We start from the raw sequence: 13,248 nt of genomic DNA, 5'->3' as shown, positions 1-13,248 counted from the left end.
AATAGGTTTTAAGTTGCATTGACGACTAGTGCCAGCTAGTTGTGAACGATCGGACGTAGTAAGTTTTAGGCATAGTGAAATATAACAATGAATAGCTCGTGCTGTCGTTTCTGTGGCTCCTTGCTGAGACATAGCTTTGTCGATCTAGGAATGTCACCATTATGCGAGAGCTACATCACACCTGCTCAGCTCAACCAGATGGAGCCGTTTTATCCACTGCATGTGTACGTATGCGATCGCTGTTTTTTAGTTCAACTTCTAGAGTATGTCAGTCCGAGTGACATCTTCAGTCACTATGCGTACTTCTCGTCCTATTCTGATACTTGGCTGCAACACGTTCGAGATTACACTGAAAAAATGGTAGGACGTTGGGGATTGCACGAACAGAGTCAAGTTGTGGAAATTGCGAGTAATGATGGTTATTTGCTGCAATACTTTGTGGCTCAAGGGATACCTGTTTTAGGCATAGAGCCAGCAGTAAATGTAGCCAAAGTAGCTCAGGAAAAAGGTATTCCTACAGTTGTCAAGTTCTTTGGGCAACAGACAGCGCGAGAGTTAGTAGCAAAGGGGAATCAAGCTGATTTACTGTTGGGTAATAACGTGCTAGCTCACGTACCCGATTTAAATGATTTTGTGGCTGGAATGAAAATTTTGCTCAAACCGGAGGGAGTTATTACAATGGAATTCCCCCATTTGATGCGGTTGATGGAGGGAAATCAGTTTGATACTATTTACCACGAACACTTTTCTTACCTTTCATTCCTCACGGTTGAGAAAGTTTTTGCCACCCACGGACTGACTATTTTTGATGTTGAACAGTTGTCAACTCACGGGGGTTCCCTCAGAATTTATGTCAGTCATGCTGAAGATACGTCGAAATCAATTAGTCAACAGGTGAGAGCGTTAAGATCTGAAGAGAAAGCGGCTGGGTTTACAACTCTAGAGCATTATTTCTCTTTTGCTCAAAAGGTTAAAGAAACCAAGTTTAAGCTATTGGATTTTTTAATTACAGCGAAAAGGCAAGGTAAGTCTATTGTTGGTTATGGCGCTCCAGGCAAAGGCAACACGCTCTTGAATTTTTGCGGAATCCGCACGGATTTTATTGATTATACAGTCGATCGCAGTTCTTTTAAGCAAGGTAAATTATTACCAGGCACTCATATTCCTATCTTTCATCCTAACAAAATTTTGGAGACAAAGCCAGACTATCTTTTAATTTTACCTTGGAATCTTCAGGATGAAATTATGGAGCAAATGGCATATATTCGCGATTGGGGTGGTAAGTTTATTGTACCAATACCTGAAGTAATTGTTTACTCTTAGGTAATGGGTAATTGGTAGTTGGTAGTTGGGATTTACACTACTTGCTACCTTATGGCTCAGTTTAAATCTACTCCGACAGAAATAAGGAGAGTATATTATGAAAGTTGTTTTATTTTGCGGTGGTTTAGGAACGCGATTGAGAGAAGCTGCTGCAAATTTACCTAAACCAATGGTTCATATTGGCTACCGACCGATTTTATGGCATATTATGAAGTATTATGCCTACTACGGGCATAAAGATTTTATTTTGTGCCTTGGCTACAAAGCTGATGCTATAAAGAACTATTTTTTACATTACAATGAATGTTTATCTAACGACTTTACATTATTGAATGGTGGAAAAACTATTCAACTATCCAATAGCGACATTGAAGATTGGAAAATTACTTTTGTCGATACGGGTTTGCATTCTAGTATCGGGCAAAGGTTTAAAGCGGTAGAAAAGTATTTGGAAGGTGAAGAGGTATTTTTAGCAAATTATAGCGATGGGTTGACCGATCTGAATCTACCAAAATTCATTGATGATTTTTATCAGAAAGATAGGGTAGCTTGTTTTTTGTGTGTCAAGCCTTCTCATAGCTTTCACCTTGTTTCTACTACAGAAGATGGTTTAGTTAACGATATTAAAGATGTAAAAGAAGCAGGAATTCGGATTAATGGAGGATATTTTCTGTTTAAACGAGAGATTTATCAATACATTAATGAAGGTGAGGAGTTAGTGTGCGAGCCATTTCAAAGATTGATGAAGTTGAATCAGCTAACGGCATATAAATACGATGGTTTTTGGGCGTGCATGGATACCTTCAAAGAACAGCAGCAGTTAGACGATTTGTATTGCCAAGGGAAAGCACCTTGGCATGTATGGAAATCTACTCAGTCAGAATATTGTTGGGAAACAAATGAATCGAAAACATTCAATCTAGCATATCAGATTGGGAGATAGACTGGATGCTCAAATTTAATTTTGAAGCAAAAAGCGATTCGCCTTATAATGTTTTATGTTTGGGAGCGCACTGCGATGATATTGAAATTGGTTGTGGAGGTACAATTTTAAAACTGATAAAAAAATATCAGAATCTTGTTTTCTACTGGGTGGTATTTAGCTCTAATTCACAAAGAGAAAAAGAAGCTTACGAGAGTGCTAAACAGTTTTTAAAAGGAACGCAAGTCAAAAACATTGCGATCGCAAATTTTCGAGACGGGTTTTTGCCTTTTATGGCGATCGAAGTTAAGGAACTTTTTGAAAGCTTAAAACAAGAATTCCAGCCCGATCTTATTTTGACTCATTATCGTAATGACCTACACCAAGATCATCGATTAATTTCCGATTTAACTTGGAATACTTTCAGAAATCATCTAATTTTAGAATATGAAATTCCCAAGTACGATGGTGATTTAGGTATACCTAATTTATTTGTTCATTTAGATCCAATAATTTGCCAGCATAAAACTCAGTTGATTCTCAATGCTTTTCAGTCTCAAATGGAAAAGCAGTGGTTTACCGAAGAAACTTTTTTATCAATTTTAAGAATACGGGGAATTGAATCGAATGCACCAGAAAAATACGCGGAGGCTTTTTACTGTCGCAAAGTTATTGTTTGATCTGTAGTAGGGTGCGTTTTCAAAACACACCCTACTAGCCTTACAATTTCGTAAAGTTTTTTTTGATTGAAAAGAGTCATAGAGGTGTACGGTTGTTTGGTAGGGGCGCACAGATGTGCGACTCTACTAAGAATTAGATTGCCCTATTTTCCAAAGATAGCTAGAAATTAAATTTGTAAACGTGTGCGCCACAATTGGTACTAATAAATTGTGCGTAACTACAGCACTAAATCCTAGTAATGCACCTACTATAGATGCCCAAACAACATAAGACCATTGCTGAGAACCACTCAGATGTAAAGCACCGAAGCAAAGACTTGATATGGCAACACCAGTAGCATTTAAACCGAGTGCTGGTAGCATCACACCTCGAAATAACAATTCTTCACTCAGCCCTGGTAATAACCCTACCCAGATAATATCTGGTAGTAACAATGGCTTGAGGACAAATTCTAGATAGAAATCCGAACTACGACGATATGCGGGCCACAATCGATAAACTATAAAGCTAGTAGAAGTAATAATGAGTCCTAAACAGATGCCTGTGAGTATTGCTATAGCATCCCAACTAACACTTAAGATGGTTACTGAGCCAAATCTTAACCAGACTTTTGCAATTAGTAAAAAGACTACAGCAGTCACACCCATCAACATGAGAATTTGGAGGCGTGACAAAGGTTGAATACTCGGATCTTGCTGCTGACTCACGGAAATGGCAGGGCGGTTAGGGGTTAGTGATAGTATAGGGCTACAGCTAGTCATCTGTGGTAGATAAGCAATGTAAATTTGCGATCGCCCCACTCAAGATAGTTGGATTCACACCTGCTTTATGGGCAGCGATGACACCGATTGCCTCCAAATAAGAGTTTACCGCGATCGCTTTGATTCCCAGTGGTGCGGGTGGCACTTGCATTGTGGTTTGATTTTCTGCCACAGTAATAATTTGCGCCTGGGATTGGCTTAAACAGAGGACGGCACTACTACCGCAAGCCGTGGCAGGGATGACGACAGCATCGACTTCCTTTGCCCAAATATCTTCATGTAGAGACGTTATATGTCGTGGAGGTTGTAGAGACGTTCCATGGAACGTCTCTACAGGGTGCGCGTTTACAACAAATTGAGGGGCGCGACTTAACCCAACTAAAACGCTAGGCAAAAATGTATATCCCAATTCTTCCGCCGCCGAACGAGGAGACAAATCGGGATCGAGGGGTAAAGGTGATAACGCGGGAGAGTGGGCGCAGGGAACTTGAAAAGTTTTGACAATTAAATGGCTGATAATCGCTTCCGCACCCGCTAGCGGATCGACTCCCTGCCCGTGGCGATAGTTTTGCAATGCCTCGCTACCAATATCATCAGGGAAACGGGCAACCACTGCGATCGCTTCTGCACCAGCTTTACTTATCAATACTTCCGCCGCCCGTAACAAACTATCGGGATTGCCAATTGTCCCCCAACTCGCCCCAGAAGCAGCAGTCCGCAGTTCCACATTTAAAGGCGCATCAGTAATAACATAGTCGGTTAAATTTAACCCCAAAGTTGCCCTAGCCGCATCCGCAGCTTGGAGATGTCGCAGTCGCAAATCTGTCTCTATTCCTTTGTCAAGAATTAAACCTATGCGATTTTGATGTATTGGACGTAAACCCCAGCATCCCGCTGCGAATTTGTCAAGTCCGTAGCCTTCAACATAGAAAGCATTAGGTAAAGACCAGTATAATTGTGCGCCATTGAGGACGTTCGGGTGAGTGATGAGGCGATCGCATACCGAAGCGAGTGTTCTAGCAACGGGCATCGCATCGCCAGCATAACCACCAATAGCTGCCCCAATTCCAGTAGGGACGATTAAGAGGGCTGTGTAGAGACGATTCATATAAAGTCAAAAGTCAAAAGTTAAAAGTCAAAAATTCGTAGGGGCGGGTTTAGCGAGAATCCCTCAGAATTAACGAAGATCGTTTACCAAAACCCGCCCGGATAACAGTTAAAAGTCAAAACTGGTAGCGCGTGATGCGCGATCGCGAATTGAATTGTCTCCCTGATAACCGTTTACTGTCAACTGACAACAACTGCTTCGACAATTGCTTTTTGGCGAGGGAGATCTACGCTAGTAATTGCCCACCGCAACGGTTCTCCAGACAATCGTAATTCTGCTTCAATTGCCTGAAGTAATTGGGCTGGCGTTTCTTGAAGATCGATTTCTAAAGTGACGAATTGGGTTGTCATGTTATGGCAGGAGTCGGAAGTCGGGAAAGTCAAAACCATAGTTTTGACTTTTAACTTTTAACTTTTGACTTTTCTACGGTTTTCCAAACTGCAAATCGTATAACTCGTCTTCTTTTTCCGTTTCAATTTTCAAATCGGAACGAGGACGGGCGACGCATAACAAGACATAGCCTTGTTGTTGAAGTTCGGGACTCACACCCATTCCATCACTTTGATCGACAGTTCCCTCTAGAATTTTGCCAGCGCAGGTGGTACACACGCCTGCATTACAAGAACTCGGCAAATCCAGCCCAGCAGCAGTAGCAGCCCGTAAAATGATTTTGTCTTCTGGGACTTGAATCGTGTGAGTTTCGCCTTGATGATGAATTTGAACCGTGTAAGTTTGAGACATATATAAAGTTAGGGCGATCGCAAGCTCGAACGCAGCATCAGCTATTGTAAATTGCTCACCAGTTATTTTATCTTGTACGGTCGGGTTCTAACGAATGGTCATTAGTCATTCGTCATTTGTCATTGGTTGTTGGTGAGTAGCTAGTCACCGAATCTTTATTTAGTCACTAGCCACCAGCCACTAACCACTGATAACTGTTAACTGATAACTGATAACTGGCTCTTGCTAGCACTAAGCTGGAAGTAGGAAGTAAAAATACTGGAGATCCTTAAGAGGTAGAGAATGCTGGAACAATATCGGCAGCAAGTAGCAGAACGCGGGGCATTAGGTATTCCGCCGTTACCATTGGATGCGGAACAAACATCGGATTTGTGTGAATTGCTGAAACATCCGCCTGCTGGGGAAGAGGAAACATTGCTGCACCTGTTGCGCGATCGCATTCCTCCTGGTGTCGATCCGGCGGCTTATGTCAAGGCTGGGTTTTTGACGGCTGTGGCTAAGGGTGAGGTGACGAGTCCCCTTGTTTCCCCTACAGATGCGATCGCTTTATTGGGGACGATGGTAGGCGGTTATAACGTGCGATCGCTAATCGATCTACTTAGTGCGGAGGCGACTTTAGCTGCTGCTGCTGCCAAGGCTTTGAGTAAGATCGCTCTAGTTTATGAGTCTTACCACGATGTTTTGGATTTGTCAAGTGAAGGCAATCCTTATGCTAAGCAGGTGGTTGATTCTTGGGCAAATGCTGAATGGTTCACTTCTCGCCCGACTTTACCTGAAGCTATCACCGTCACTGTATTTAAAGTGCCTGGGGAGACGAACACGGACGATTTATCTCCTGCACCCCATGCTACTACACGCCCTGATATTCCCTTACATGCCTTAGTGATGTTGGAATCGCGGCAACCTGGTAGTTTAGAAACGATCGCTCAGTTAAAGCAAAAAGGACATCCTGTAGCTTATGTTGGCGATGTTGTCGGTACGGGTTCTTCCCGCAAGTCGGCAATTAACTCGGTGTTGTGGCATATCGGTCAAGATATTCCCTGCATTCCCAACAAGCGGGCAGGAGGGTATATTTTAGGAAGTGCGATCGCGCCAATTTTCTTCAATACAGCTGAGGATGCTGGTGCATTGCCAATTCAGTGCGATGTCACCCAGATGGAAACGGGTATGGTAATTACCATCCATCCTTATAAAGGGGAAATTACCAACGAAGCAGGCGAAGTTATCTCTACCTTCACTCTCAAACCCGACACGATTTTAGATGAAGTTCGTGCAGGCGGACGCATCCCCCTATTAATCGGACGTACCCTTACCGATAAAACTCGCACGGCTTTGGGATTAGAACCAAGTCTTATTTTCACCCGTCCCAAGCAACCAGTTGATACGGGTAAAGGTTACACTCTAGCGCAAAAAATGGTGGGTAAAGCTTGCGGTTTACCTGGTGTCCGTCCTGGGACTTACTGCGAACCGATTATGACTACTGTTGGTTCTCAGGATACCACGGGACCCATGACCCGCGATGAGTTGAAAGAACTTGCATGTTTGGGTTTCAGTGCTGACTTGGTGATGCAAAGTTTCTGTCATACGGCAGCTTATCCCAAACCTGTAGATGTGAAAGTGCACCACGAACTCCCCGATTTCATGTCTTCTCGCGCTGGTGTTGCCTTGCGTCCTGGGGATGGTATTATCCACTCTTGGTTAAATCGGATGCTGTTACCCGATACTGTCGGTACAGGTGGCGACTCTCACACTCGTTTTCCTTTAGGAATTTCCTTTCCTGCTGGTTCTGGTTTGGTAGCTTTTGCAGCGGCTTTAGGTGTGATGCCTTTGGATATGCCGGAATCTGTTTTAGTTAGATTCAAAGGTGAGTTACAGCCAGGGGTAACGCTACGGGATATTGTAAATGCAATTCCCTATGTTGCTATCCAAAAAGGATTGCTGACGGTAGCCAAACAGAATAAGAAAAACATCTTTTCTGGACGAATTATGGAAATCGAAGGCTTGCCAAATTTAAAAGTCGAACAAGCTTTTGAACTTACCGATGCGACAGCAGAAAGATCTTGTGCGGGTTGTACCATCAAATTGAGTATCGAAACTGTTTCCGAATATTTGCGTTCCAACATCGCGCTAATGAAAAATATGGTGGCGCGGGGTTATCAGGATGCTAAAACTATCATGCGCCGCGTTGCCAAGATGGAAGAATGGTTAGCTAATCCTGTATTAATGGAAGGTGATGCTGATGCGGAGTATGCGGAAATCATCGAAATTGATTTGAATGAAATTAAGGAACCAATTGTTGCCGCACCTAACGATCCTGATAACGTGAAGTTGTTATCGGAAGTAGAAAACGATCCGGTACAAGAAGTATTTGTTGGTTCCTGTATGACTAATATCGGTCATTATCGGGCAACCGCGAAAGTATTAGAAGGTGCTGGCGCTGTTAAAACTCGTTTGTGGATTTGTCCCCCTACTCGCATGGATGAAAAGCAACTCAAGGAAGAGGGTGTTTACGGTGTGTTTGGTGCGGCTGGTGCGAGAACAGAAATGCCTGGTTGCAGTTTATGTATGGGGAATCAGGCGCGGGTTGAAGATGGCGTAACGGTGTTTTCTACCTCTACGCGAAACTTCAATAATCGCATGGGTAAAGATGCCCAAGTTTACCTCGGTTCGGCGGAATTAGCTGCTGTTTGTGCGTTACTCGGTCGTCTGCCTTCCGTACAGGAATATATGGACATCGTAGCGCATAAAATTCATCCTTTTGCTGGCGATTTGTATCGCTATTTGAACTTCGATCAAATCGCAGGTTTTGCGGATGAGGGAAGGGTAATTCCTTTAGAAGAGATGCCTCGGATTGAGGATATTTTGGGAATGCCTACGGCTGCTAGTAAGTCATAATTGTAAGGTGGGCAATGCCCACCTTGTTTCTTTTGGGTATACATAAATGGATTTTTACACAGTTGTGCTTCGACAAAGTGCAGGATATTGGGTAGCGTTGTGCTTAGAAAATGGCATAGTAGGACAGGGAAACTCTCAAGAAGATGCTGTGAATAAGCTCAAAGAAGCGATTGATTCGTTTCAACTCGTTTATGATAAAGAAACTAATATTTATCATGCACCTATCTCTATAGAAGAACTGCATGAATTTCGCACAATAGGATAACTTAAATTATGAGTGAAACTATAACAGTTGTATTTGACGGTAAAGTTTTTCGTCCAGATTCTCCACCTAATTTGGAACCGAATACACGCTACACTATTACAGTTGAATCTGTCGAGCCTGTAGCTAAAGGTAATGCTTGGAATGTTTTAGAAGCAATGGCAGGAACGGTAGAAGCTCCTAGTGATTGGTCTAGCCAACACGACCATTATCTATACGGTACACCAAAACATAACACTGAAAATATTGAATGAATGGCAACAGCATATTTTTAAATACATCTTCTATTAAAAAAGCAGACGAATGATGGTAAAATATTATACCTAAAGATCATTGTAGAATAATTTTCATGCCATATTTGAAAGCAAAGCACTTGACGGCATATGGAAAAAGACTGAATCAAGAGTCAGTGCAAGATAATCGGACTTTAATATATAACGGCAGAGACATCCGTTTCCAGTCAGAAGTAGATTTAGAATACTATATTGAATCTCAGTTCAATACTATTTTTTCAGACTTGATTTTAGTCAAGCGTCAATATACTATCAAAACTCAACGATGCGATCTACTTTGTTGTTCTAAATCAAACAAACAACCAGTAATTATTGAGCTGAAGAACGAAGAGGATCGAGGTATAGTAGCTCAGCTAATTCGTTATCGAAAAGCTCTTTTGGTAAAAAAGCCATTTGTAGAACAGATAGATTACTCGTTACCAATCAAGCTAATAGCAATTGCACCTACTTTTCACGAAGATAATCATACTGATAAAGAAGCATCTAAATTTGAAAATGATTTTGAGTTTTTGCAATTTAGCATAAAAAACGATAATGGCTCAGGGAAATTTAAACTATGTGGTCGAACTCATGATATTCCCTATCCTATATTCGGTTTAGCTGAAGTCTCAACTAGCTACGATACAAGTAATAATAGTTTACCCGTTTTTACCCGAAACTTTAGAAGTCACTTACCTCTAGAATACCGCAATGATTTTAATACTTTAAGATCGCTACTAATTACTCAACCAAAAGTTAAAGAAATGGTTAGCCGTACATACAGAAAAATTCTTTATGGTACTGGAGAAGGAGAGAACCATAAAAAGCTAGCAGAAATAACTAATACTGGTAAAGGCGTACAGTTATTTCTTTGGCTACCAACTCAAGTAGAAACAAAGATAAAAGTTCCTATAGCAAGATTTGGATTGGTTTTAGCTGAAAATCACAATCCTTTTTCTAAGGATTCTATTGTTGAATGGATAGTTTGTACCAAAACTAATATTGATATAAAAGAAAAACAAAATCCTAATAAAAATTTAACATTCAACAGACAAGGGATGGTGAAGTGGAGCCAAGCTAATATGTACTTGGCACAAGCTACGATGGGAGGAGGTAATTCATTTTGTTTACTGCTTTATCTCCTAAAAGGTATTACTCCACCTATTGATAATGAAATTACAAGATGGTGGGAAACTTATAGAACGCAAACTCCTACTAATCTGGGATGGTATGTTGATTTAGCTATAAAAACTTGGAATTATAGAATCAAATAGTTATTAAACTACAAGCCACAGTCTCTATCACATTGCCACTATCGCAGCGCATCTCATTATAACCGCAACGCCTACTTAAAATCTACTACAATGCTTGAAACTCACAAAAGTTATATTCTTGGCGAAAATCAACAACCTATTGCTGTACAAATTCCTATTGCTGAGTTTGAAAAAATTGAAGAAATACTAGAAGATTATGGCTTAGCGCAACTGATGAATGAAGTAAAAGATGAAAAGCCATTATCTAAAGATGAAGCTTTGCAACAACTCATAAAAGAAGAATAAAGGGCGATCGCACCCCCTACTCACACAAGCACTCTCGCTATTCTAAATGATAAACATTTAAGAATCAACTTGCTCAATTCCTATTAAATACCACTTATTTTCAACATCTATACTAATACTCCAATATTCAGTAAAAGATCGTGGTTCAGGTTCGCCACTTAGAACGTATCCTTGAGGAGATACTTCAAAATTGGTCATTTTTGCATTTATCTGTATTTTAAAAATATGTTTGTCTTCTTCCTGTTTGTAACTAAGCGGTGCAACTTCAATTATTTCAGGTTGATAAACAATATCGTAATTATCACCAAAATTACGTAGACAAATATACTCTTGTTTAGAGTAAAATGGCTCGGCAACATACTCAGCCATTTGAATAAATTTTTTCATTGTCCAGTCAGATTGATACTGAATAAATAGTTGGCTTACTTTTTCTATTAGTTCCGCTTTACTACATATGTGCTGATAGTCTTGTTCGTTAATTTCTGATATGTTTGTAATTACTTGCCAAATTTCATTATCTTGTGTATAACTAGCAGAATAGCGATTGGCAAAGTTCGGATTAACAAGTGTAGTAAATTTAATTAAATCTAGATTGTCAGTAAAATCTTTTTTAAAGAAACTAATATAATTATAAATTTCTCGTCGAAATCCAAAAGGTACTAGCACAGCTAATAAGAGCATCCCCACAAATGCAAGACTATAAATAGTCTTTTTAGTAATTGGAGCAGATGAACCACCTCCATGTTCTCCTCCAGAAAAGCTTCTACCTCCTCCTCCACCATGTCCTCCACCATGTCCTCCACCACCTTTGTTATGTACTAAAATTTGGTTAGCATAAAAGTTATGCTGAGGATTAATAGAAATCAGATTATAGACAGTAATAGGTTTATTTATATACTCGATCGCAGAAATAACAGGAGTAGCAATCTTATATCCTACGAGGCGATCGCCTACTTTTAGTCTTCGCGCTTCAACTAAATCGATTCCTGTAGAAGTTTGAATGTAAAACGGGTGAGTTCCCGTAACTTTAAGCGTATTATTAATTACAAAATAATCGGGAGAGGATAGAACTTGAATTTCGCCAATTTTTCCTATCTCGGGATGATGCGTGGTAAAGTTATAACTCAGAACGCGATCGCCTGGATGCAGTTGTTCGATTAATTTGTCGCCTACTGGAGTTGAAATTTTGGTTCCTTCTCCAAAGCAACCGCCACGAGCATAAGCAAAATCAGATATACAGAAAAATAATAATAAAATAGCCAAACTCATACTTAGCAGTTTGGCAAAATTCCCGATAAATTTCATTGAAGTATCACTTTTCTAACCGCACGGCGTACCACTGTAAAAACTGCCCTGGTTCTAAATCTAAATCGCAACTCGTATCGATTAAATACTTAGCCTGAGCTTCGATAGAGTTGAACTTTTGCAACTCTGGAGGTAAATTGTGTTGCCTCTGACTCAAAACATCTTTAAGCTTTTCTAACAATTCTGCAGCCGTAAGAAATTGTTCTGGCTGGTTTGGTTCTAGGACAACAAAGTGATCTTCTTGATACATTAACGGGTCTGTCATAAATTAATTGTAACTTAGGATATAGTGACAAAATGCGTGTTTCAGCTGCTAGTTTAAAAGAAAACGCAACTATCTGAGTGCCGAATCGGAAGATTTTATGACCCGAAAGACAGCTTGCCTAGTATTTAACCCAGTTGCTGGTCAAAGTAACCCCGAACAAGATCTAGCGCAAATTAGAGAGTTACTCGAACCGGAGTTTGACTTAGATATTCGGATGACAACAGCCGAAATGGACGCGGATGAAATTGCTAGAGAAGCGATCGCAGATGGGGCAAAAGTTATTATCGCCTCTGGCGGCGACGGTACTCTCTCAGCGGCGGCTGATGCTGTAGTGGGAACGGATATTCCCTTGGGTGTAATTTCTCGCGGTACGGCTAATGCTTTCGCCGCAGCCTTGGAACTACCAGATACAATTGAAGCTGCTTGTCAGATGATTTTAGGGGGAGTCACGCGCAAAGTTGATGCGGCATTGTGCAACGATCGCCCGATGGTATTGCTAGCTGGCATTGGGTTTGAGGCGGAAACGGTAGAAAAAGCAGATCGTCAGGCGAAAAAGCGATTTGGAATGCTAGCTTATGTCATGGCTGGACTGCAACAGTTGCGCGAATTGGAAAGCTTTACCGCAGAAATTGAGACAGAAGACAGAATTATCAACGTCACGGCTGCTGCAATTACAGTCGCCAACGCCGCACCACCTACCTCGGTCTTAGCTCAAGGTCCAGACGGAGTAGTATTTGATGACGGACTATTAGATGTTACCGTAGTTTCTTCTACAACTCGTGCAGGCGCGATCGCGGCTTCTTTTCACTTACTCTCTACAGCTTTAAACGAGAATGCAGCCGAACGAGATGACGTAGGATATTTACGCGCCGAACGAGTCAAGATCCGCACCGATCCGCCGCAAAAAGTTGTTTTAGATGGCGAAATCATTGGTGAGACACCTATTGATGTCAAATGCATTCCAGATGGACTGACAATTTTTGTCCCAAAGGAAGCAGCCCCACCCTCAGCCGCAGAAAAACTGGAAGGACTACCAGATTTGATTGTGGAAAATAAAGTGGTTGTGGGGTTTGCTGATTAATCAGTTATCAGTGACTAGTGACTAGTGGCTGGTGACTAGAATTCTCCCCCTTGTCCCCCTTGTCCCCCTTGTC

General features: G+C 41.2%; 15 protein-coding genes. 9 read left to right on the top strand and 6 right to left on the bottom strand.

Translation table 11 applies throughout. The features are described from left to right. Positions 1-87 precede the first annotated feature (87 nt). From C7Y66_RS14760 to C7Y66_RS14750, 3 genes are all read left to right on the top strand, one after another. Positions 88-1,323: a class I SAM-dependent methyltransferase gene (locus tag C7Y66_RS14760; RefSeq protein WP_106546176.1), complete on the top strand. Its 1,236-nt coding sequence runs from the start codon at positions 88-90 to the stop codon at positions 1,321-1,323. Between the two features lie 97 nt (positions 1,324-1,420). Continuing rightward, positions 1,421-2,266, top strand: a complete 846-nt coding sequence (locus C7Y66_RS14755) for a sugar phosphate nucleotidyltransferase (protein ID WP_106218483.1) — start codon at positions 1,421-1,423, stop codon at positions 2,264-2,266. A 5-nt stretch (positions 2,267-2,271) separates the two neighbouring features. Then, positions 2,272-2,925 (top strand): PIG-L deacetylase family protein, encoded by a 654-nt coding sequence (locus tag C7Y66_RS14750; RefSeq protein ID WP_106546175.1) that lies wholly within the window; start codon positions 2,272-2,274, stop codon positions 2,923-2,925. A gap of 126 nt (positions 2,926-3,051) precedes the next feature. Here the strand turns inward: C7Y66_RS14750 and C7Y66_RS14745 are convergent, their stop codons facing one another. From C7Y66_RS14745 to C7Y66_RS14735, 4 genes are all read right to left on the bottom strand, one after another. Continuing rightward, the gene (locus tag C7Y66_RS14745; protein WP_106546194.1) at positions 3,052-3,639 is read right to left on the bottom strand and encodes a CPBP family intramembrane glutamic endopeptidase; all 588 of its coding nucleotides are present in this window, start codon (positions 3,637-3,639) and stop codon (positions 3,052-3,054) included. A 40-nt stretch (positions 3,640-3,679) separates the two neighbouring features. Next, positions 3,680-4,795 carry a DUF3326 domain-containing protein gene (locus tag C7Y66_RS14740; RefSeq protein WP_106546174.1) on the bottom strand — a complete coding sequence of 372 codons (1,116 nt, stop codon included), beginning with the start codon at positions 4,793-4,795 and terminating at the stop codon, positions 3,680-3,682. A gap of 179 nt (positions 4,796-4,974) precedes the next feature. Beyond that, on the bottom strand, positions 4,975-5,184 hold the full coding sequence (locus tag C7Y66_RS30550) for a hypothetical protein (RefSeq protein WP_146149797.1): 210 nt from the start codon (positions 5,182-5,184) through the stop codon (positions 4,975-4,977). A 34-nt stretch (positions 5,185-5,218) separates the two neighbouring features. Then, positions 5,219-5,536, bottom strand: coding sequence for a 2Fe-2S iron-sulfur cluster-binding protein (locus C7Y66_RS14735; RefSeq protein WP_106546173.1), 318 nt, complete (start codon positions 5,534-5,536; stop codon positions 5,219-5,221). Positions 5,537-5,818: 282 nt separating this feature from the next. Here C7Y66_RS14735 and acnB point away from each other — a divergent pair, with 282 nt between their 5' ends. The 5 genes from acnB to C7Y66_RS14710 all read left to right on the top strand — a co-directional run bounded on the left by acnB (position 5,819) and on the right by C7Y66_RS14710 (position 10,524). Then, positions 5,819-8,431, top strand: coding sequence for a bifunctional aconitate hydratase 2/2-methylisocitrate dehydratase (acnB, locus tag C7Y66_RS14730; protein WP_106546172.1), 2,613 nt, complete (start codon positions 5,819-5,821; stop codon positions 8,429-8,431). Positions 8,432-8,477: 46 nt separating this feature from the next. Continuing rightward, positions 8,478-8,696: a type II toxin-antitoxin system HicB family antitoxin gene (locus C7Y66_RS14725; protein ID WP_106546171.1), complete on the top strand. Its 219-nt coding sequence runs from the start codon at positions 8,478-8,480 to the stop codon at positions 8,694-8,696. An 8-nt stretch (positions 8,697-8,704) separates the two neighbouring features. Further along, positions 8,705-8,947 (top strand): antitoxin family protein, encoded by a 243-nt coding sequence (locus tag C7Y66_RS14720; protein ID WP_106546170.1) that lies wholly within the window; start codon positions 8,705-8,707, stop codon positions 8,945-8,947. A gap of 95 nt (positions 8,948-9,042) precedes the next feature. Continuing rightward, positions 9,043-10,239, top strand: coding sequence for an endonuclease NucS domain-containing protein (locus C7Y66_RS14715; protein ID WP_106546169.1), 1,197 nt, complete (start codon positions 9,043-9,045; stop codon positions 10,237-10,239). A 90-nt stretch (positions 10,240-10,329) separates the two neighbouring features. Further along, positions 10,330-10,524: a hypothetical protein gene (locus tag C7Y66_RS14710; protein WP_106546168.1), complete on the top strand. Its 195-nt coding sequence runs from the start codon at positions 10,330-10,332 to the stop codon at positions 10,522-10,524. Between the two features lie 57 nt (positions 10,525-10,581). On the opposite strand, the gene C7Y66_RS14705 is transcribed toward C7Y66_RS14710, so the two are convergent. Continuing rightward, positions 10,582-11,829: a polymorphic toxin-type HINT domain-containing protein gene (locus tag C7Y66_RS14705; protein ID WP_106546167.1), complete on the bottom strand. Its 1,248-nt coding sequence runs from the start codon at positions 11,827-11,829 to the stop codon at positions 10,582-10,584. 7 nt (positions 11,830-11,836) lie between these two features. Beyond that, complete coding sequence (locus tag C7Y66_RS14700; RefSeq protein WP_106546166.1) at positions 11,837-12,094, bottom strand: chlororespiratory reduction protein 7; 258 nt, start codon at positions 12,092-12,094, stop codon at positions 11,837-11,839. 97 nt (positions 12,095-12,191) lie between these two features. Between C7Y66_RS14700 and C7Y66_RS14695 the strand changes: the two genes are divergently transcribed. After that, positions 12,192-13,175 (top strand): YegS/Rv2252/BmrU family lipid kinase, encoded by a 984-nt coding sequence (locus C7Y66_RS14695; protein ID WP_106546165.1) that lies wholly within the window; start codon positions 12,192-12,194, stop codon positions 13,173-13,175. Positions 13,176-13,248: the final 73 nt, after the last annotated feature.

The organism is Chroococcidiopsis sp. CCALA 051 (assembly GCF_003015105.1).
In the GTDB taxonomy this organism is placed as follows: Bacteria; Cyanobacteriota; Cyanobacteriia; order Cyanobacteriales; family Chroococcidiopsidaceae; genus Chroococcidiopsis; species Chroococcidiopsis thermalis.
The sequence above is the reverse complement of the archived record's forward strand: the minus strand, read 5'-3'. Positions and strand labels throughout refer to the sequence as shown.